This window comes from Pirellulales bacterium (assembly GCA_019636345.1).
Lineage (GTDB): Bacteria > Planctomycetota > Planctomycetia > Pirellulales > Lacipirellulaceae.
On sequence record JAHBXQ010000003.1, the window covers coordinates 66181 to 85325 of the forward strand.

Annotated in this window: 18 protein-coding genes; 5 read left to right on the forward strand and 13 right to left on the reverse strand. The window is 67.3% G+C overall.

Going from position 1 to position 19145, the window contains the following annotated elements:
* Nucleotides 1–40: 40 nt before the first annotated feature.
* Together KF688_08085 and KF688_08090 are read right to left on the reverse strand one after the other, a co-directional pair.
* Nucleotides 41–418: a hypothetical protein gene (locus KF688_08085; GenBank protein MBX3425622.1), complete on the reverse strand. Its 378-nt coding sequence runs from the start codon at nt 416–418 to the stop codon at nt 41–43.
* Between the two features lie 128 nt (nt 419–546).
* Nucleotides 547–1899: a PQQ-binding-like beta-propeller repeat protein gene (locus KF688_08090; GenBank protein ID MBX3425623.1), complete on the reverse strand. Its 1353-nt coding sequence runs from the start codon at nt 1897–1899 to the stop codon at nt 547–549.
* Between the two features lie 275 nt (nt 1900–2174).
* On the opposite strand from KF688_08090, the gene KF688_08095 reads away from it, so the two are divergent.
* Complete coding sequence (locus KF688_08095; GenBank protein MBX3425624.1) at nt 2175–3191, forward strand: YhdH/YhfP family quinone oxidoreductase; 1017 nt, start codon at nt 2175–2177, stop codon at nt 3189–3191.
* A gap of 33 nt (nt 3192–3224) precedes the next feature.
* Here KF688_08095 and KF688_08100 read toward each other — a convergent pair whose 3' ends face one another.
* Nucleotides 3225–3722, reverse strand: a complete 498-nt coding sequence (locus KF688_08100; GenBank protein MBX3425625.1) for a hypothetical protein — start codon at nt 3720–3722, stop codon at nt 3225–3227.
* 160 nt (nt 3723–3882) lie between these two features.
* Nucleotides 3883–4491: a hypothetical protein gene (locus KF688_08105; GenBank protein ID MBX3425626.1), complete on the reverse strand. Its 609-nt coding sequence runs from the start codon at nt 4489–4491 to the stop codon at nt 3883–3885.
* Between the two features lie 264 nt (nt 4492–4755).
* On the opposite strand from KF688_08105, the gene KF688_08110 reads away from it, so the two are divergent.
* Entirely contained in the window at nt 4756–5040 is a 285-nt protein-coding gene (locus tag KF688_08110; GenBank protein ID MBX3425627.1) for an antibiotic biosynthesis monooxygenase, read from the forward strand.
* A gap of 416 nt (nt 5041–5456) precedes the next feature.
* Here KF688_08110 and KF688_08115 read toward each other — a convergent pair whose 3' ends face one another.
* The 6 genes from KF688_08115 to KF688_08140 all read right to left on the reverse strand — a co-directional run bounded on the left by KF688_08115 (nt 5457) and on the right by KF688_08140 (nt 13535).
* The gene (locus tag KF688_08115; protein MBX3425628.1) at nt 5457–6314 is read right to left on the reverse strand and encodes a hypothetical protein; all 858 of its coding nucleotides are present in this window, start codon (nt 6312–6314) and stop codon (nt 5457–5459) included.
* A 132-nt stretch (nt 6315–6446) separates the two neighbouring features.
* The gene (locus KF688_08120; GenBank protein ID MBX3425629.1) at nt 6447–8993 is read right to left on the reverse strand and encodes a DNA gyrase subunit B; all 2547 of its coding nucleotides are present in this window, start codon (nt 8991–8993) and stop codon (nt 6447–6449) included.
* Nucleotides 8994–9147: 154 nt separating this feature from the next.
* Entirely contained in the window at nt 9148–9537 is a 390-nt protein-coding gene (locus tag KF688_08125; protein ID MBX3425630.1) for a DUF721 domain-containing protein, read from the reverse strand.
* 66 nt (nt 9538–9603) lie between these two features.
* Complete coding sequence (gene dnaN, locus KF688_08130) at nt 9604–10716, reverse strand: DNA polymerase III subunit beta (GenBank protein MBX3425631.1); 1113 nt, start codon at nt 10714–10716, stop codon at nt 9604–9606.
* A gap of 370 nt (nt 10717–11086) precedes the next feature.
* A complete protein-coding gene (locus KF688_08135) occupies nt 11087–12205 on the reverse strand; it encodes an ATP-binding protein (GenBank protein MBX3425632.1) in 1119 nt (372 codons plus the stop codon).
* 145 nt (nt 12206–12350) lie between these two features.
* Entirely contained in the window at nt 12351–13535 is a 1185-nt protein-coding gene (locus KF688_08140; protein ID MBX3425633.1) for a cysteine desulfurase, read from the reverse strand.
* Nucleotides 13536–13656: 121 nt separating this feature from the next.
* Here KF688_08140 and KF688_08145 point away from each other — a divergent pair, with 121 nt between their 5' ends.
* From KF688_08145 to KF688_08155, 3 genes are all read left to right on the forward strand, one after another.
* A complete protein-coding gene (locus KF688_08145) occupies nt 13657–14193 on the forward strand; it encodes a hypothetical protein (GenBank protein MBX3425634.1) in 537 nt (178 codons plus the stop codon).
* A gap of 84 nt (nt 14194–14277) precedes the next feature.
* On the forward strand, nt 14278–15003 hold the full coding sequence (gene scpB / locus KF688_08150; GenBank protein MBX3425635.1) for an SMC-Scp complex subunit ScpB: 726 nt from the start codon (nt 14278–14280) through the stop codon (nt 15001–15003).
* 20 nt (nt 15004–15023) lie between these two features.
* Nucleotides 15024–15440: a hypothetical protein gene (locus tag KF688_08155; GenBank protein MBX3425636.1), complete on the forward strand. Its 417-nt coding sequence runs from the start codon at nt 15024–15026 to the stop codon at nt 15438–15440.
* Nucleotides 15441–15622: 182 nt separating this feature from the next.
* Here KF688_08155 and hemA read toward each other — a convergent pair whose 3' ends face one another.
* The 3 genes from hemA to KF688_08170 all read right to left on the reverse strand — a co-directional run bounded on the left by hemA (nt 15623) and on the right by KF688_08170 (nt 19038).
* Complete coding sequence (gene hemA, locus KF688_08160; GenBank protein MBX3425637.1) at nt 15623–16900, reverse strand: glutamyl-tRNA reductase; 1278 nt, start codon at nt 16898–16900, stop codon at nt 15623–15625.
* Nucleotides 16897–17844 carry a hypothetical protein gene (locus KF688_08165; GenBank protein ID MBX3425638.1) on the reverse strand — a complete coding sequence of 316 codons (948 nt, stop codon included), beginning with the start codon at nt 17842–17844 and terminating at the stop codon, nt 16897–16899. The genes hemA and KF688_08165 overlap by 4 nt, the downstream gene beginning before the upstream one ends.
* A gap of 129 nt (nt 17845–17973) precedes the next feature.
* Nucleotides 17974–19038: a sigma-54-dependent Fis family transcriptional regulator gene (locus tag KF688_08170; protein MBX3425639.1), complete on the reverse strand. Its 1065-nt coding sequence runs from the start codon at nt 19036–19038 to the stop codon at nt 17974–17976.
* Nucleotides 19039–19145: the final 107 nt, after the last annotated feature.

The following is a 19145-nucleotide window of genomic DNA, read 5'->3' on the forward strand; positions in this document are numbered from 1 at the left end:
CGCTTCGGCTTCGCGCCCGCAATCTGCCTGCGTCCAAGCGCTAGAGCGGCGCCGCTTTTCGTGCGGCGACGAAGGCGCAGATCAACCACGCGGCCGAGACGACCTCGATCGTTGCGAACAGGTAGGTCAGCTTCGCAACCGAGAAGGCCGCCAGCGTCGGCACGCGGAACAACACCAGCGAAGTCGAGAAGATCGCGGCAAACGCCAACCCGCCCAGTCGAAGCGAAGGGGTCAGCCCGCACAGGATCATCGCGGCGCCGAGTCCCGCTTGCAGACCGCCGTAGACGGTGATCCACTCGCTGCGGCCCGAGCCGCCGGTGAGCGAAAAGCCGACCGAGGCGGCCGTCGAATCGGGAGCCGCGGCGCACCACGCCCCCAAGGCCAAGTAACACGCCCCCAGCGTCGTCAGCGGAATCACGTCCGTCCTCCCTTGCCTGATCGTCGGCGAGGCCCGCGGGGCGAGCCACGAGTGCGCCTGGCGAATGCCTGGACCCCGTGCAGCGCCAACCGCAAAGACGACGGGAGACTCACCAGCCCTGCGGGGGACTACTCGAACGGATTCTCGCTGAGCGGCTCGTCGGCCCCTGCGTCGTCGAACATCCCCTCGTCCTCGTCGAAGTCGGCCGGTTCGTCGGCCGGGAAGGCCTCGTCCTCTTCGACCATCGGCTCGTCCTCGTCCAGGGGTTCGTCGTCCGCGGCGAAGGGGTTCTCCTCCGTCTCTTCAGCCGGCGCGACGGGCTGGGCGGCGCCAGGGGTCGGCGGGACGCGATGCATGACGACCGCCTCTGCACCGACCTCGTGCAGACACTGAAGCAAGCCCAGCTCGTCGGCCAAGAAGACGCGGTCGGTCTGCTCGTTGACCAGCGCGTGGACGCCGTCAACGCCGGTCAGTCCGTTGACGGTTCGCCCCGTCTTGGCGTCGATGACGTAGAAGTTGCCGAACGCGTCGCCGGCGTAAACGCGGTCCTTGCCGCGAGCGGCGAAGCGATCGAGCCCCCGCACTCGCCACAACTCGGCCCCGGTCTTCACGTCGACGGCGTACAGCGCGGGCTCGCGCGAGGCGACGTACGCCGTATCGCCGATGACGACCGGCTGGCTTTCGATCGCGTCGCCGGCGGAGAACCGCCACTTCTCGGCGCCGGTGATTTCATGGACGCAGTACAGGTACCCGTCTCGCGACGCCGCAAACAAGTAGGGAGACTGTTCGGCCGGCGGGGCGACGATTTCGTCGTTCGTCTGCAATCGGAACAGCACGTTCGGCTTGTTGGCGCTGCAGACGTACAGCCGGCCGGTGGTGGTCGGCCAACAGATGACGTCGCCGGAGTGGGTCGGTCGCTGAAAGGTGCGCCCCTCGGACTGATAGTACCACGGTTGCGCCGCGGAGTCGTTCAGCGAGAAGGCCTCGACCCGACCGTTCACTAACGAAACGTAAGCGTACTCGTCGCTGAGCGCGGGCCCGGCGGCGGGAGCGCTCCCCAGATCGCGCTGCCAGATGACGTGCCCGTCGTTTCGATCGATCAGGTAGAGTCGCGAGGCGCTGACGACGGCCAGATAATCCAAATTCGCCCCGGGACCGAACGCCGCCGCCCCCGCGGCGCCGATCGAGGTCGTCCACAACGTTTCGCCCGTCTCGGCGTCGAACGCCGCGAGCAGACCCGACGTGGTCACGGCGTAGGCGCGATCGTACTGAAGCTTCCACTGCGACACCCGGCTGCGAGTCGTGTCGACCGGCGCCTGGGCGTACCAACTCCGCACCAATCCGCACCGCGTGGCGTCCTCGTACGAGACGAGCCGACCCCCGGCCTGCACCGCGGCCGCGGAAACGAGCACGACCGCCGACGCCCCCCACAGGGTCGACACGGCACGCGAAGCAACCAAGCGAACAAACATCGTCATCACGCCGGGGGCGAGGAGGTGATTCGAGACAGGCCTGACGGACGCCGAACGCCCACGGCCGCAGCCTTCCAGTGTAGTCACCGCCGGCGCAACCGGCAAAACAGGCAAAACGGGCTGAGCGCGGCGAGTCGCCCGGGGGGTCGCAGCGTACGGGGCGCCATGGCCCGCATTCCGTCGGCGCTTGCCTCTTGCGGGTCCGCGGGCGTAGGTTGAACCGCGGCCGGACGGAACGCCGGGCCCGCATTCCCCTCGCTTCGCTCCACTCGAGGATCTCTCCCATGAACCCCGCCGAGCCGTTCCCTTGCATCATGATCCGTCGCGGCGAGGGCGGGGCGGCTCGATTCGGCGTCGAGCGGATCCGCATCGACGATCTCCCTCCCGGCGAGGTGCTGATCCAGGTCGCCTGCTCGTCGCTCAACTACAAGGATGCGCTCGCGTGTCAGGCCCATCCGGGAGTGGTGCGAACGCTCCCCCATGTGCCGGGGATCGACTGCGCCGGGCATGTCGTCGCGGTTCCCGCCGAAAGCGACTTTCTGCCCGGCGAGCCCGTGCTCGTCACGGGATACGACCTGGGCGCCCCCGCGTGGGGCGGGCTGGCTGAGTTCGTCCGCGTCCCCGCCGCGTGGGTCGTCTCGCTCCCCGGCGGACTCACGCTCGAGGAGGCGATGACCTACGGCACGGCCGGGTTCACCGCCGCGCAGTGCGTCACCGCGATCGTCGACCGGGGCATCGGCCCGGATCGGGGCGACGTGGTCGTCACCGGCGCCACGGGGGGAGTCGGCAGCGTCGCCGTGGCGATTCTTGCGAAGCTCGGTTACCGGGTCGCCGCCGTCACCGGCAAGCCGGAGCAGGCCGAGTGGCTCCACGGGCTGGGGGCCGCCGAACTCCTCTCCCGCGAGCAAGCGGCCGACGCCTCCGATCGCCCGTTGCTCGGCGAGCGCTGGGCCGCGGCGGTCGACACCGTCGGCGGGGTCACGCTCGCCGCGCTCGTGCGGAATATGAAGCACCGCGGAGTCGTCACGGCTTGCGGACTCGTGGGAGGGGTCGACGTGCCGCTGACGGTCTACCCGTTCATCCTCCGCGGCGTGACGCTGGCCGGGATCGACTCGGCGAAATGCCCCCGCGAGCCGCGGCTGGAAATGTGGAGCAAGCTCGCCGGGCCGTGGAAGGTCGACCAATTGGCCGCGCTGCGGCGCGAGATCACGCTCGACGAAGTCCCCGCCGAGATCGCCCGCATGCTCGCCGGCCAATCTCACGGTCGGGTCGTCGTCCGGCCGACGAGCTTGGCCACGTGAACGCCCACCGCCCGGCACGATCCGGGGCGGCGGTTACTGCGAGTCCCCCTCGGCGTCCAGTCGCTTTACCGCGCCGAACAGGTGCCCCGCGTGGCCGGCGCCCGCCCAGTAGCCGGCGTAGTGACCCTGGTAGATCATCACCCGGGCGTCGAACGTCCCCAGCCCCGGCACCGCGAACTTGTCGAGCGAGATGACCGGCGTGTCCCCCGCCCAGCGGATCGGCAAAGTCAGCGGCAGCACGAGGTCCTTTCCCCCGTAGCTGAACCGCGATTGCACCAGCCAGTCGTCCCCCTGCAGGTGCTTCACCAGCACCAGTTCGTACCGGTCGTCGCGCAGCTCGCGGGGGGGCTTGTTGCTGTCGGTCGAGAAGCCGACGAGCGCCACGCCGCTGAGCGATTTCTCGAGCGCCACAAAGCGCGCGGTTTGCTCGGATCGGGGTTCAGAGCCGGGCTCGGCGCCGCAGGCCCCGGGACGTGCGACGGCGATCAGCGCGCAGGCCAGTCCAGCGGCGCGCAGCGTGCGAACAACCATGGCGGCGACTCCTTGGATCTCGCGCCCGGGGCGCCGCGCCGCGGCGGCGATTCTCCCGACGCGGACCAAGCTTACCGCGCCGCGGCCGGTTGCGGGGTCGGCCGGCCCGCCGTTCGGTGAACCGGGTCACCTCGGCCAAGAAAGGGGCGCGACCAAGGCGCTACTTGGTCGTCGTCGGGTAATACCCGCCCATGTTGAAGTACTGCGTGCTGTGCCCCGTCGTGGGGAGCCCGCCGTTCACGCCGCGGTTGATCGCCCCCGCGGCCGTGGCGCTGCGCAACTGCTGCTGGGTGCGCTGGTTCTGCATCTGCTGCCTTTGGGCGAACCGCTGCTGCTCGAGCTGCGGCTGGACGAAGGCGTAATAGCTGGGAAGGCCGACGCTGCTCTCCTGGATGTCGAGGGCCAGATAGGGGCTCAGGTTGGAACCCGCGCGATAGTCGGTGAACGGCTTGCTCGCCGGGGCGGTTTGCACCGCTTGGGACGCGGCGGGGGCGACTGATCCCGCTTTGGGGGCGGGACGATACTGCGCTCGGCCGCGGCTGAAATAATCCAGCGCCGGGTTGCTGGCGCCGCTGAGTCGCTGATAGGCGCCGGGTCGGGGGGCGTGCGTGACGGGCGAAACCCCCGCCGCAGCCGCCGCGCCCGAGGTCTGGGCTCGCGCCGCCGTCGGCCCGCTGGCCAGGACCGCCGCCGCGACGCACATCGCCCCGCAGGTCGCCCATCGCTTCGTCATATTCAGCCCGCTTTCGCCGCAAACCGGAAGAGACATCGAGACCAGCGGCCAAGAGGCTCGCCCCGCGCGGACCCTCGTCCCCGCGTCGCGACCGCTCGGCACATCTTTCCCAATCGGCAAACGCGCGTCGACGGCGTGAACAGAAAGGCTAAGATAGCGGGCTAGCGAGGGCGGAGCGGCGAGCGGTCCGAGCCCGGGACGCTGGCAGAGCTAGCGCACTGCCGGCGACCGACCGCGACCTGTCGCCTCGCCGTCCCCCCCTCTGACTTCCGGCCACTCGCCCCTAACCCCCCGCATTGCATGATCACCGTCGGCATGAATTACGTCGTCATCGAGGGCAAGCAGGCCGACTTCGAGGAGAAGTTCGCCGCGGTCATCGACGCCCTGAACGCCGCCCCCGGGCACGCCAGCTCGACGCTGTGGAAAGACGTCGCCAACGGCGCCAGCTACCTGATCACCAGCGAATGGAACGACGAACAAGCGTTCCGCGACTTCGTCACCAGCGACGCCTTCCGCGCCGTCACCAACTGGGGCAAGGAACAAATCCTCGCCGGAAGGCCGAGCCACAAGGTGTACAAGAGCTGACGCGCTGCAGCGCCGCTGACGCCTCGCCGCGCGAGGTGCAAAACCACTGAAAATTCGGAGCAAAAACTCCCGGCGGGGATGCGGTTGGATTGTTCTAACTGCATGCACGCCAACGAGTTGCCGCGAAACCACATGGCCGGCGGGCGCCCATTCTGCAAGCAAAACTCCCCGCGACGAGCAAAACCCGCCGCGGGCCTCGCCGGCGATCGCAACGCGCGGTCCGGCGCCTTCGTACTCTGCGAAGGCCCGGCTCAATTTCTGCGAACACTTCGGGAGGCTACGGGGCAAGCCCGCTAGCTGGAGTACGTCCAGGAACCGAAAACGTGGCTGATCCGGAAACCGCCGCTAGGCCCACCGTGATCGCCCCCAGTATCTTGGGGGCGAAAACCGGTCTCCAGTATTCCGGCGGCATTTCCCTATCTCAGGGACTTCGCAATCTCGCTGACGGGGGCGTATCCGTCCGACGCAAGCCTAGCCAAGACGACAGGCTCGCGGAATTCAGGGTGTCGCCGCATGATTTGGACAACATATAACCGCACCCACCAGTGTTCGTGCGAGCCTAGCTTGCTTAGCTCATTCTTTGCGTCTGGCAATGCCGCCTGGAATCGTTCTTCATAGCGGTGCTGCTTGAACCAAAGTGCGTTGCTAACAACATGCTCGGCGAGTGTAACATCGTCTCGCGGCCGTGCTCTACCTGGACGGCCTGAGCCGTCAAGGTTGTCGGCCTTGTTGAATATCAACAAGGCCTCTCCTGGCGACCGCTCGAACATGTATTCAACGAACGGGGTCGGGACGTTTTGGTTTGCAACCGTTCGCTCGCGAACGTACTCGAAATAGTCCCCGTAGTTCACCGGCCCGTTTTGCGAACTGGTGGGCCCGGCGTTGTCGTGACCTTGAAACCAGTCGCGAACAAATGAGCGAAGGTTTTTGTTCTCGGCATCAAGATACGGAGCAAGCATGCGAATCACCACGCTTGGCGGTATTTCGAGCGTTTGAAGAAGTCCCAACGCGATGAGCGGCTGCCCTTCGCCGGGGGCCGCCGCGTAAATGGCTATCTGCTTTACGATTTCATTCTTATCGGCGATTGCATCGTGTAGGCTCGCAACCCGTTCCCGCAAAGATGGATTCGACGGGGCCATTGCTTCGGCGACAAGTTGCAATTGTTCCTGAATAGGTTCTTCGGCCTGACTCACCAGAACATCAACGCTCGCATCCTGAGCGAGACTTGCCGAACACGATGCAACTATTATTGCGGCCGCTGCAAGTGAACGCATGGCAGACACCTATCTGTCTTGTAGTTGATTCAGTCTAGTAATAATCGTGTTCAGGACTGTTAAGTCATCGTCGATCGTGAAGTGAGTGAGTGCCGCAAGCACCGGGTCTGCTTGTGCTGTAAGTTCGCCCGTCTACACGTCCAAATTCTTCACATCCAGCGCGTGCTTCTGGATGAACTCGCGCCGCGGTTCGACGTTGTCGCCCATCAGCACGCGGAACAGTTCGTCGGCCCCGGCGGCGTCTTCCATGCGCACTTGCAGCAGGGTGCGGTTGGCCGGGTCGAGGGTCGTTTCGCGGAGTTCCTCGGCGTTCATTTCGCCCAGGCCCTTGAAGCGGGTGATCGTGAGCCCCTTCTGGCCCGCCTCGCGGATCGCGGCGGGGAGGCCGCGCAGGTCTTCGAGCCCCGACTCGCTCTCGCCGCGGCGCACCGCGTAGCGGCTCCCCTCTTCGCCGGTGCGCTCCTGGGGAATGAGCGACTCGATGCTGAACCCTTGGGCGGCCAAGTCCCCCAGCAGGGTGTTGATCGTGCGGACCTCGTGCAGCTCGATAATCCGCAGCCGCGGCGCCGCCGCGCCGTTGACGATCTCGGCGGAGGGGGGCGCCGCGCCGTCCGCGGCGGGGGTCGTCTCGTCGTCGGGCGTCTGGGCGGGAGAGCGGTCCAGACCGACCCCGGCGTCGACGCGCAGTTCGTGGCCCAGTTCCTGTTCCTTCGCCTTGACGAACTCGTCGAGCTGCTCGCGACCGACGAACCAATGGTCTTCGAGCCCGAGCATGACGTGGTACGCGGGCAGCTTGCCCGTGACAGGGTCTTGCCGCTCGGCGTGGATCCGCAGGCTGATGCCGCGGCGCTCGAGCGCCAGCAGGGCCTCTTCCATGGCCGCCAGCGTGCGGACGAGCTTGGTCATCCGTTCGCCCTCGATCAGTTCGCCGTTGCGAGGGTCAAAGATGCAGTCCCCCAGGCCCATGTCGAGCAGTTGGGTCTTCATCTCCTCGTCGGTCTGGACGTAGTAGGTCTGCTTCTTGTTGACGACCCGGAACAGCGGCGGCTGGGCGACGTAGACGTGCCCCCCTTTCACGAGGTCGTACATCTGCCGGTAGAAGAACGTGAGCAGCAACGTGCGGATGTGCGAGCCGTCGACGTCGGCGTCGGTCATGATGATGACGCGGCCGTAGCGGCGCTTGCTGAGATCCTGGTCGGCGCCGATGCCCGTGCCGACGGCCGAGATCATGCTGCGGACCTCCTCGTTGGCGAGCACCTTGTCCTCGCGCGATTTGTAGGCGTTGATGATCTTGCCCCGGAGGGGGAGGATCGCCTGGTACTCGCGCAGCCGGCCCCCTTCGGCGCTGCCGCCGGCCGAGTCGCCTTCCACGAGGTAGAGCTCGCACTTGTCGACGTCTTTGCTGGAGCAGTCGCGGAGCTTGCCGGGGAGCCCGCCGCTGGAGAGGGCGCCCTTGCGATCGCGGACCAGTTGCCGGGCCTTGCGGGCGCTCTCGCGCGCCTCGGCCGCGAGCAGGCCCTTTTTGACCATCGCCTTGGCGTTTTTGGGATTTTCTTCGAGATACTTCGCCAGGAATTCGCCGAACAGGCTGTTGACGATCCCCTCGACCTCGCTGTTGCCGAGCTTGGTCTTGGTCTGCCCCTCGAACTGCGGATGGGGCACCCGCACGCTGATGACCGCGGTGAGCCCTTCGCGAACGTCGTCGCCCGAGGGGACGAGGTCCTTGAACAAGTTTTCCTTTTTGCCGTAGTTGTTCAGCGAGCGGGTCAGCGCGGAGCGGAACCCCGACAGGTGGGTTCCTCCCTCGTGGGTGTTGATGTTGTTGACGTACGTGTGGCAGTTTTCGGTGTACTCGCCCGAGTACTGCAGGGCGATCTCCAGTGTGACGCCCTCTTGCTCGGCCTCCATGTACAGCACGTCGGGGTGGACCGGTTCGCTCGCCCGGTTGAGCCACGTGACGTACTCGATGATCCCTTGCTCGTACTGAAAGGTCTCGCTTTCGCCGTTACGGGCGTCGCGGATCGTGATTTTCACGCCGCGGTTCAGAAACGCCAGTTCCTGCAGCCGTTTGACCAGCGTGCCGTAGACGAATTTGGTGGCCTGGAAGATCTGCGGGTCGGGTTTGAAGGTGGTTTTCGTGCCGCGGCGATCGCTGGCGCCGATGCGGCGGACTTCGCTGGTCGGCACGCCGCGGGCGTATTCTTGGTGATATGCGTGCCCCGCACGGCTGACCTCGACCTCGCACCACTCGCTCAGGAAGTTGACGACCGTGACGCCGACCCCGTGCAATCCGCCGGAGGTCTGGTAGGCGCCTTTGCTGAACTTGCCGCCGAATTTCAGGACGGTCATCACCCCTTCCAGGGTCGAGACCTCGCGGTCCATCTGCTCGGAGAGTTGCTCGTGCTTCTCGACCGGGATGCCGCGGCCGTCGTCCTCGACGGTGACCGAACCGTCGGCGTTGACCTCGACGACGACCTGCGTCGCGTAGCCGGCCATCGCCTCGTCGATCGAGTTGTCGACGACCTCGTAGACGAGGTGATGCAAGCCCCGGGCGGTCGTGTCGCCGATGTACATGCTGGGACGTTCGCGCACATGCTCCAAGTCGGAGAGGTGTTCGAGATCGCTCGCCCCGTACTCTTCATTGCCGGAGGGCTTTTTCTTCGCTTGTTCTTCGGACATTGTCTGCTTGCTAGGTTCCATGCGTCTCGCGCCCAGGCGCTGAGCCGCAAAGAAAAGAAACGGAGTGAGTTAAACTGACAAAGAGCGAGCCAAACGCAGATCGATCTGCGTCCGTCCTGTGCGCCTCAGCACGAGAGCGTCTGAGGAGCGTGAATCACGTTGCCGTCGGTCCCACGCGGCCGACCTTGAATTTCAGGTTTTTGATCCCGGAATCGGGAAGGGCCGCTTGCAGGGCGGCGAGCAGGCGTTCCTTTTCGAAGCCGAGTTCTTGCATCAAGAGCGAGCTCGCGACGATCACCTCGAGCGTCCCTCGTTTCACGGCGCCCGGTTCGGTCAACGGGGCGAACCGTTCCCCGACCGCGGCCCGCCACGCCTCGGTGCACGCCGCGGCCGTGCGAATTTGGGCGTAACCGCGACGCTGCATGACCTGGGCGAGCACGTTCTTGAGCGCCTTGGGCTGTTGTTGCCGAAACCAGCGTCCATGCGACTCCCGTCGCTTCGCCACGTCGGCGACGTCGTCGGGATGACCGTCGAGCGGATTCATGACAACAAGCCCATTGCGTAAGTGAGCGACGGGGCGCCGGCCCGCGGCGATTCCGATCTCGCTCGTCTACCGATCTCGCGCCAACGGCATGATCACGTAACCGTAGCCGTCGTCGGTCGTGCAAACCGCCGCTGCGTCGGAGTCTTTCATTTCGAGCGTGAACGTCTTCTCGGCGTCGAGAACTTTGAGGAAATCGATCGCAAACTTGGGATCGAGCGTCGTGACGATCGGAGCGCCGTCGTAGCCGATCGGCAATTCGACCCGCGACTCGCCCACCTCGGCCGCACGACCCGACAGGACGAGCATGCCGTCGCCGAAGGCGAAGTCGACTCCGCGGCTCTCCTCGCTGGTGACGATCGCCGCTTGGCGAACGGCCGCATGCGTAGGGCCGACCGACAGTTCGATCCGATGGCCCGACCCGAGTTCGGGAAACACCCGCCGCCAGTCGGGAAACCGACCTTCCAGCAGCCGGGCCGAAATCGTCGCCCGGGCGCTCTTCACCAGAAACTCGTTGCCGCGGACCGCCAGTTGCACCTCGGCGTCGGACGGAGCGACGGCGCGTTCGATGAGGTTCATCGCTCGGGTCGGCACGATCGTGGTCGGGCCCATGTCAGCGCCCCCGTGCACGCCCACCGGGCCGGACATCTTGGCAAGTCTTCGGCCGTCGGTGCCGATCGCCGTGAGCACGCCGTCGGTCGCCTCCAGCTTCACCCCGCCCAGGGCGTACCGGCTGCTTTCGTTGTCGGTGGCGAACGCGGTGCGGCGGATCAGTTCCCGCAACAGCCGCGCGGGGATCTCGAAGTACGCCTCGGCGGTGAATTCGGCCACGGGGGGGAAGTCGCCCGGGTTCTCGGCCGGCAGACTGAACTGGCTCCGCTGGCCGCGAATGGTCGTGTTGCCCCCTTCCGATTCGATCTGCAGCGTTTCGTCGGCGCTTTCCCGGAGGATGCTGCCGAACCGCGTGACCGACAGCACGATCGCCCCGGGGGCGTGCACCTCGACCCCTTGCACCGCGTGGCGAATGCCGACCTCCAGGTCGGTCGCCGTGAGAGTCGTTCCCTCGCGGGTCGCTTCGAGTTTGACGTTCTGCAGGATCGGCTTGGGGCTGCGCGCCGGCGCCACTGCGGCGGCCGTTTGGAACGCTTGGAGCAACTGCTCGCGATCGCAAGAGATTTTCATGGGGAGTTGGTCTTTCCTTCGCTGCGGACAACGGAAGCCGTCAGGCTTCTTCCCGACACATGTCTTCTAGGTAACAGCAGTTATAGAGCGGGGCCGAATCGAGTCGACAACCGCCGGCTCAGATGGATTTGCCTCGGGATTTGCCGAGAGGCGCCGATTTGTCGACGTTGGGGAAAACCGGGCGAGAACCTGTCGCCAAGCTGTTGCGCGAGCGTCGACAACCGGCGTCTGGACGACGGCAAGCGAGGCACGTCGTCGAAACCCGACAAGTCGGCGGCAGTTGGCGACAAGCAGTCAACAAGTTATCCCCAGGGGCGATTGAATTTCGAAGTTGGCTGACGGTCGGTTCAGGCGGCTTGGTCGAACTCGATTACGCGGATTGCAGGATTCGCCCCAGGTGATCGATCGCTTCGGCCGTCGCAGCGTCGTGAACCAGCAGGTCTTGGATTCGGCTCTCGGCATGGATGATCGTCGTGTGGTCGCGGCCTCCCAGGGCCCGGCCGATTTCGGCGTAGCTGCACTCGGTCAGTCGCCGGGCCAAGTACGCGACGACGCAACGGGCGTGGACCAGCGACTTGCGTCGCGAGGGGCTCGCCAGCGCTGTTTGCGTGATGCGGAAATACCGGCACGCCACGGCGACGATCTGCTTGAGCGACGGGGCGCCGGCGGCGACGAGGGCGTGCGACTCGCCGTTGTCGGCGAGCCGGGCCATGGGGGTCGCATCGAGCCGGGCGAGCGCCCCGAGCGCCTTCGTCGCGGGGCCGTCGTGCTTGCGGGCGAGCTGGTCGAGCGTCTCGGCGGGGAGTCGCAGGCCGCGACGGGCCGCTTCGCCGGCCAGAATCGCGCGGCGGGCCGACTCGCCCGGCCAATTGAGCCCAATCGTCAGTCCCGCGGCGAGCCGGTCGCGCAACCCCGGCTCCAACTGCGGCAGACAGGCGAGCGGTTGCCGGGCGGTCGCCACGACGCACCCCCCGACGGCGACGATTGCATCGACCAGAGCCCGCAATTCCCACTGGGCGGGGTGACGGGGGCGCAGCCGATCAAGCCCCTCGACCACCAGCAGCGCCGTGCGACGCAAGCGGGCGAGCCACTCGCCGCTGCGGCCGTCGGCGCCCGCTTCGTGCAGGTCGCGGCAGAAGTCGGCGGCGGTGAAGTAGTGCGCCCGCTCGACCCCGTAGCAGCGGGCGAAGTGCCGCGCGGCGGCCTGGACGACGAGCGTCTTCCCCGCGCCTGAGGGCCCCGTGAGCACGAGCGGATTGAACCCCTCGGCCGCCGCGGGAAGCGGCTCCGGCGCCAAGAGGCGCACGAGCGCCGGCGCCAGCAGTTCGTTCTCCGGCCCGACGATGCAACTGCTCGCGCCGGGTTCGCCGGGCGAGGCAGGGAGTTCGATGGGAAACGCGGCGTCGATCACGCGCAGGGTCCGTCCAACGAAGGCTGAACTAACAGGGGAGAGCGACCACGCAGCAGCGGAGACGGGGCGGACGCTCATCGGGAGCGAGGGCTCCGCTGGGACGTCCTCGGGGCCTCGGCGGTATCAGCGCAGAGGGGCTGAGTCCGCCGGCGGCAAATCAAGCGGTGCATGATACCCGATTCGGGGGCCGGTCGTTAGCGGCGAGCGGCAAAAAAAGCCCGGTTTAGCGACGCCGTAACCGATTGACGCACAACGAGATGCGGCGAGCCGCCTCGACCATTTCGGCGGGCTCGGTCGCGGCCCCCCAACTGAGCCGAATCGCGCTGGAAATCACCCCCTCGGGAAGCCCCATCGCGACCAACACCGGGGACGGTTCGCTGGACCCGCTTGCGCATGCCGAGCCCGTCGAGCAGGCGACCCCCGCCATGTCGAGCGCGAGCACCAGCGCCTGCCGGTCCACCCCCGCGAAAGCGACGCAGAGCGTGTGGGGCGCCCGCTCGGCCGCGGCGCCGACGATCGTCATTCCGTCGAGCGACGACTGAAGCGATTCCACCAGCGTGGCGCCGAGGGCGGCCAGCCGTTCGCGACGGGCCTGCGCCTCGGCATGCCACGACTCCAACGCCTCGAGCATGCCGAGCACCAGCGCCGGCGACTCGGTTCCCGGACGTTCGCCCCCCTGCTGAAAGCCGCCGAAAAGCTGCGGGGCGAGCTTGACGCCGTGCCGGACGACCAGCGCCCCGATGCCGCGCGGGCCGTGGAACTTGTGGGGGGCGATTCCCAGGGCGTCGACCCCCAGCGCGGCGAAATCGACCGCGATCTTGCCGACCGCCTGGACCGCGTCGGTGTGGAACAGAACCCCGCGGCCGCGGCACAACGCCGCCGCCGCGGCCACGGGCTGGACGACCCCGGTCTCGTTGTTGGCGAGCATGACGCTCGCCAGCCGGGGGCCCCGGTCGAGCAACTGCTCGAGATGCTCCAGCCGAACGACGCCGGTCGCGTCGACGCCGATCCGAGCGACCGATCGCCCCTCGGCGGCCAGGGCGTCGGCCGCGGCGGCGATGCTGGGGTGCTCGATCGCCGAGACGAGCAGGTCCAGGTCGTTCGCGTCGGCGCCTCGATCGGCGGCTCGGAGAGCGCCCCCCAAGAGCCCCCGCAGGGCGAGGTTGTTCGCCTCGGTTCCCCCGCTGGTGAACACGACCCGGTCGGCGTCCATCCCCGCGACGCGGGCGCCCACGAGCTCGCCGATCCGCCGCCGGGCGTCTTCCACGGCCCGGCGGGCGTCACGGCCGAGGGCGTGCTGGCTGGCCGGGTTGCCGGGAAACCGCAACTGGGCCTCGTGCATCGCCGCGGCCACGGCCGGCAGCACGGGGGTGGTCGCATTGTGGTCGAGATTGATCGGTCCCTGCATGCCCCCCAGTATAACGGGGGACGGAGGCGCGCAAGGCGACTGGGGTTGCCGCTAGCAATTGCCGCTGCGTATGATCCGCCCCCGCCAGTTTTCGAGTCGTCCGGGAGCATCGAGCCATCGCATGGGAACCACGTTCAAAGCCGTCGTCATGTTGGCCGCCGTCGGGGGCGGGGTCGCTGCCTGGGACAAGTACGGGCCGCTGCCGCCGGAGACCCGGCGCTACGTCGATCAAGCGCTCGGCGCCGCGAAGGGGTTCCTTGCCAACCACCTGCCGCAGTCGTCGCAGCGCGACGTTGCGGGGCCGAGGATCGACGCTGGCGAACCGTTCGCGGCGCAGAGCGACTCGACCGCGCCGCCGCTGTTTGGCGTCGAGCCCGCACAGGTTGCGGCTGCGCGGCCGGCGCCGAGTTCGGGGCCGGCCGCGCAGCCGCTGTTGGACCAGTTGGTGAAGCTGGGGATCGGCGAGTACGAACTGGCCCGGTGGGGTTCCCGCGGCGATCTGTATCGGTTCCGCTGTGCGGCCCCGTTGGCCGGCAGCATGGACCAGGCCCGGCAGTTCGAGGCGATCGCCCCGACACCGTTGGCGTCGGTCGAGCAAGTGCTCGGCGAGGTCTCCGCGTGGCGGCTGGCGCGGAGCGGGGGACAGTTCACGCGTTAGTTCGGGCTGCCCTGTTCGCAGCGCCGCTCAACAGGACTGCCGACATCGGTCCCGCGGTCCCGCGGGGCCGCAAGGGCCGGATCTATGCAAGGTAAGTTCTCGCCTCGCCGATGGGGCTCGCCCGGCGCCGAGCGATTCGGTTGGCCGGCCGGCTGGACGCGTCCCGCGTGTCGCAAAAAGCGAAGGCGGCGGTCGCAAGGCACATCGCGTGCCGCGGACGAGGGCTCCCCGGAACCGGGACCGGAACTGGCGCGAGTCGAGGCGGCGCTGTTCCTGAGTCGCGAGCCGCTCACGACAAGAAAACTGGCGGAACTTGCCGGCGTTGCCGATGGAACGAGGGCCCGCACGCTGGTGGGCCAGTTGGCCGAGCGGTTGCGGCGGCGGGGGGCGGCGATGCAGCCGGTGGAAATCGCCGGCGGCTGGCAATTGCTGACCCAGCCGCGGCTGGCCGATTGGCTGGGACGGCTGCTGGGGGGCCCGGAGGACGCCCGGCTGAGCCCGGCGGCCTTGGAAACGCTGGCAGCGGTCGCCTATCGACAACCCGCGACCCGGGCCGAGATCGAAGCGATTCGCGGGGTCCAGTGCGGGGAATTGTTGCGATTGTTGATGGAACGGGATTTATTGCGTATCGTCGGGCGAGCCGATGAGTTAGGGCGGCCGTTTCTGTACGGAACGACGCGGAATTTTTTGCAAGTTTTCGGCCTGCGCCGCTTGGAAGACCTGCCCCCGATCGATCAAACTCGAACGACCGCCGGCCGTTCGGACGCCGGCGCCAGCCTCATCGCGACGGGCGCGATCGAGTGCGCCTGAGTTGGCGAAGGAGTTGTAGCGTGCAAGCTCAATTGACGACTGCGTTTGACATGACCGCCTCGCGCGAAGAGGAAGACCGGCGCGAATGGCTCGCCGTCGGCGCCCCCGCGATCGTCGCCGAAGACGACGACGATGACTACGAGTACGAAGACGACGAAGAAGAAGAGGACGGCGACGACGTCGGCGAAGAGTACGAGTACGAAGACGAAGACGCCGAAGACGAGGAATACGAGTACGAAGACGACGACGAAGAAGAAGCCGAGGAAGCCGAAGAGGACGACCTCGAAGAGGACGAGTGGGAGGAAGTCGACGACGAGGACGACGACGAAGAAGAGGACGACGAAGAAGACGAGGACTATGACTACGAGGACGACGACGAGGACGACGACGACCTCGGCCTCGAAGAAGACGATGATGAAGACGAGGAGTGGGATTGAGATCCCGACGCGGGGCGCTCTCCCGGTTCGTCAACAGGACGACAAATCACAAGCAGCCGTCGACCGACCGTCGACGGCTGCTTTTTTGTTCGTTGTCCCGATGCGCACGCCCCGCCGATGTCCGTCGCGGAGCGCCGCGTACGCTGTGGGACGGGCGGCGCGACAAGCAAGAAGCTTGCCGCTCAGTCCTCGATGCGGAACAGCCGCCGGAGCGCTTCCAAGAGCCCCAGCGGCGGGCCTTCCTGCGAGGCGTCGCGAAGGCTTTCGAGCGGCGGGTGGAGCAGCTTGTTGACGAGCCGATCGGCGAACTGCTCGATCTCGGTTCGCTGGGCTTCGTCGAGTTGCGGCAGCTTGCCGAACAGCCGCTTCAGTTCGGCCTGCTTGGGTCCCTCCATCCCGCGACGCAAGCCGGAGATCACCGGCGCCGCGACGCGGTGATGGGCCGCGGCCAGATAGCGGTTCGCTTCGAGCCGCACGATCTTCTCCGCCGCGGGCAGTTCTTGGGCCCGGGCCTGACGGTTTTGCTCGCAAGCGGCCTGCAGGTCGTCGAGCGAGTAGAGATAGACCGCCAATGCATCTCCCACCTCCGGGGCGAAGTTTCGCGGCACGGCCAGATCGAGCATGAACAGCGGGCGTTGCCGCCGTCCGCGGGCGACGTAGCGGTCGTAGTCTTCGACCGTGACGACCGGTTCCTCCGCCGAGGTGGCCCCGATCGCCAGATCGGCCGCGATGAGCTGCTCCCACCGGTCGGGCCAATCGTGGTACTCCCCCTCCCACGCCTCGGCCAGCAGGCGGCCGCGCTCGGGGTTGCGATTGACGACGTGGATATGCCGGGCTCCCGCGTCGCGGAGGTAGCGGAGGGTCTCCTCGGCCATGTCGCCGGCGCCGAGCACCAGGACCCGCTTGTCGTCGAATTGTTCGAACACGCGGCTGGCGAAGTCGGCGATCGCCACGCTGGGAATGCTGACCCGGTGGCGATGGAGCCCCGTTTCGTTATGGACCCGCCGGGCCGCGTGGAGCGCCGACTGGAACAAGTCGTGAAGCACCGGGCCGGCGGTCCCCAGTTCGTGGGCCGTCTGGTAGGCGTCTTTCACCTGGGCCAAGATCTGCGGCTCGCCGACGACCATGCTGTCGAGACTGGCCGCGACTCGGAACAGGTGGTCGACGACCTCGCGATTGGCCAGCGACACGAGTTGCCCGTTGACGCTCGCGGGGGTCAGGCCATGGTAGCCCAATAGGGCGCGGGCCAACCGCTCGCTCGCCTCGGCGGCCCGTTTTTCGGTCGTCGCAGCATACAGCTCGACCCGGTTGCAGGTCGAGACGAGCACCAGTTCGGTGTCGGGGAGCTCCTCCTGCCACCGGTCGAGGGCCTCGCCCGCTTGGCTGGCGTTGAACGCAAGCCGCTCGCGAATCTCAAGCCCGCTGACGCGATGGGTGCAGCCGACCATACGGAGGTTCATGCGCAACCTCCGCAGCGCTCAATCGAGTTGGCGGCAAACTCGCGCCGTGGCCGTTGCGTGAAGGCTGACCCTGCCGGTCGCAGATTCGCCGAGGGGAGGGGGGGGTTCTTCTTGGACGCCGGTTTGCCGTGCAGCGCGTCGCCGCCCACGGTAAACGTGGCCAGCGTGAACAACAGAAAGGCGAATGCGGCGACCGTCAGGTAGGCGACCTTCCGGCCTCGTGCGGCGGGGTAGAGCTGGCGAAACCCTTCGGCGACGATCAGCCAGGCGAGCATCGCCAGCAGGCTCATCACGACCGGGTCGGTCCAGGGAACGCCCCGGCGCGCGTCGGGCTGCGACCAGCGGGCGACCACCCCGGTGAAGAACCCCAGGCCCACGAGCACCGCTGCGGCGCCGAGCATGCGGTTGTTGACCCGCTCGAGCCATTCGAGGCTGGGGAGCCGCAGTTCGCCCAAGGGGTGGGCCTTCCGCTTGAGCCGCCAACTTTGCAGCAGGTACATCAGCCCGGCGATAAATCCCAACAGCACGGCGACGCTTCCCAGCATGAGAAGCACCCCGTGGGTGCGGCCCCAGAAACGGGACGCCGCGAACGAGGCGAGCGGCTCGGCGTCGGCGACGAGCGAGGCGCCGATCAAGCTCAGCGTGGCGGGGAGCAGGAACAGGGCGAGCGATCGCTGAGGATAGTAAAACCCCGCGGCCAGCGTGATGCCGGCCAGCAGCCACGCGGCGGCGAGATACCAGTCGTGGGGGCTGGCAAGGGGTCGGACCGGCGCGTCGGCGACCCGCTGGCCCAGGTACCAGGTATGAGCGACCCACCCGGCGGCGGTCGCCAACAGCAACCCGACTCGGCGCCCTGGCACGACGCGCCACGCCCCGGCCCCCTCGATCGCCAGCGCGACCGCGTAACTGGCCGAGAAGCAAAGCATGTTGACGCCGGATGTCATGATGGCGAAGCGTTCGGCTTCGTTGCGGAGAGATGGGGTCGCAAGAGCCGGCAGCCGCGTGGGCGAAACGGGTCTTGCTGGCGACGACCGACGACGGTCCGCGAGCAAGTCCCGGTGTTCCAAGGGCCGCTAGACGCCGTCCTCTCCGTCCAGTCCGTACTGTTTCAGTTTCTTGTGAAGCGTGTTGCGGTTGATCCCTAACCGTGCGGCGGCCTTGATCTGCACATTGTCGCACGCCGCCATCACTTGGGCGATGACCTCCCGCTCGACCCGGTCGACGATCTGGGCGTGGACGTCCTCGGCCGCGTCAGGGGCGTCGGCCAGCCCGCGACTGACCAATTCCTCGGTCAATTCGGCGAGATTCATCACCCGCGGGCCGACGCTGCGGGGCTGCTTTCCGCTGATCACCGCCTCGGGCAGCAGGTCGCATGTCAGCTCGTCCCCCGCGGCCATGACGACCGCCCGCTCGACGTAGTTCTGCAGCTCGCGCACGTTCCCCGGCCAGGCGTACCGCTGCATCGCCTCGAGGGCCTTGGGATCGATGTGGGTCACGTAGCGGTCGTTCTTCTCATTGTAGAAGTTCAGGAAGTAGCTCACCAACAGCGGGATGTCTTCGGTCCGTTGCCGCAGCGGCGGCAGATAGATCGGCACGACGTTGAGCCGGTAGAACAAGTCCTCGCGAAATTGGCCGTCGGCGGCCAGATCGAGCAAGTCGCGGTTGCTGGCGGCGATGACCCGGGTGTCGACTCGCACGGTCTTCGTGTCGCCGACCCGTTCGAACTCTCGCTCTTGGAGCACTCGCAAGAGCTTCACTTGCAGGTGCAGCGTGGTCGAGTTGATCTCGTCGAGAAAGATCGTCCCCTGGTGGGCCGCCTCGAACCGTCCGGTGCGGTTGTCGATGGCCCCGGTGAAGGCGCCCCGCACGTGGCCGAACAGCTCGCTTTCGAGCAAGCTCTCGCTGAGGGCCCCGCAGTTGACGCGGACGAAGGGGCGATCGCGGCGCCGGCTGTGAGCGTGGATCGCGTGGGCGATCAGCTCCTTGCCGGTTCCCGTTTCGCCCAACAGCAACACCGAGGCGCTGGAGCGGGCGACTTGCCGGGTGATGCGGTAGACCTGCTTCATCGCCTCGCCGCCGCCGATGATCCCCGGCAGCGGGGCGTCTGCATCGACGGCAGGCAACGGGGCGAGGGCCATAGGACGCAACGAAATCGGAAAGGGCGGGGCGGGATCGTTCCGCGAGCCGGGGCGTCCTCGCTCCCGGCGCTTGGCGGTCAACTCCGCGGGCTTACGCCGCGCGGCTC

What these genes read in the sequence shown, in the direction of transcription:
- KF688_08095 (MBX3425624.1), top strand. Translation starts at nt 2,175, where the DNA reads ATGAACCCCGCCGAGCCGTTCCCTTGCATCATGATCCGTCGCGGCGAG.
- KF688_08100 (MBX3425625.1), bottom strand. Translation starts at nt 3,722, where the DNA reads ATGGTTGTTCGCACGCTGCGCGCCGCTGGACTGGCCTGCGCGCTGATC.
- KF688_08105 (MBX3425626.1), bottom strand. Translation starts at nt 4,491, where the DNA reads ATGTCTCTTCCGGTTTGCGGCGAAAGCGGGCTGAATATGACGAAGCGA.
- KF688_08110 (MBX3425627.1), top strand. Translation starts at nt 4,756, where the DNA reads ATGATCACCGTCGGCATGAATTACGTCGTCATCGAGGGCAAGCAGGCC.
- KF688_08115 (MBX3425628.1), bottom strand. Translation starts at nt 6,314, where the DNA reads ATGCGTTCACTTGCAGCGGCCGCAATAATAGTTGCATCGTGTTCGGCA.
- KF688_08120 (MBX3425629.1), bottom strand. Translation starts at nt 8,993, where the DNA reads ATGTCCGAAGAACAAGCGAAGAAAAAGCCCTCCGGCAATGAAGAGTAC.
- KF688_08125 (MBX3425630.1), bottom strand. Translation starts at nt 9,537, where the DNA reads ATGAATCCGCTCGACGGTCATCCCGACGACGTCGCCGACGTGGCGAAG.
- dnaN (MBX3425631.1), bottom strand. Translation starts at nt 10,716, where the DNA reads ATGAAAATCTCTTGCGATCGCGAGCAGTTGCTCCAAGCGTTCCAAACG.
- KF688_08135 (MBX3425632.1), bottom strand. Translation starts at nt 12,205, where the DNA reads ATGAGCGTCCGCCCCGTCTCCGCTGCTGCGTGGTCGCTCTCCCCTGTT.
- KF688_08140 (MBX3425633.1), bottom strand. Translation starts at nt 13,535, where the DNA reads ATGCAGGGACCGATCAATCTCGACCACAATGCGACCACCCCCGTGCTG.
- KF688_08145 (MBX3425634.1), top strand. Translation starts at nt 13,657, where the DNA reads ATGGGAACCACGTTCAAAGCCGTCGTCATGTTGGCCGCCGTCGGGGGC.
- scpB (MBX3425635.1), top strand. Translation starts at nt 14,278, where the DNA reads ATGCAAGGTAAGTTCTCGCCTCGCCGATGGGGCTCGCCCGGCGCCGAG.
- hemA (MBX3425637.1), bottom strand. Translation starts at nt 16,900, where the DNA reads ATGAACCTCCGTATGGTCGGCTGCACCCATCGCGTCAGCGGGCTTGAG.
- KF688_08165 (MBX3425638.1), bottom strand. Translation starts at nt 17,844, where the DNA reads ATGACATCCGGCGTCAACATGCTTTGCTTCTCGGCCAGTTACGCGGTC.
- KF688_08170 (MBX3425639.1), bottom strand. Translation starts at nt 19,038, where the DNA reads ATGGCCCTCGCCCCGTTGCCTGCCGTCGATGCAGACGCCCCGCTGCCG.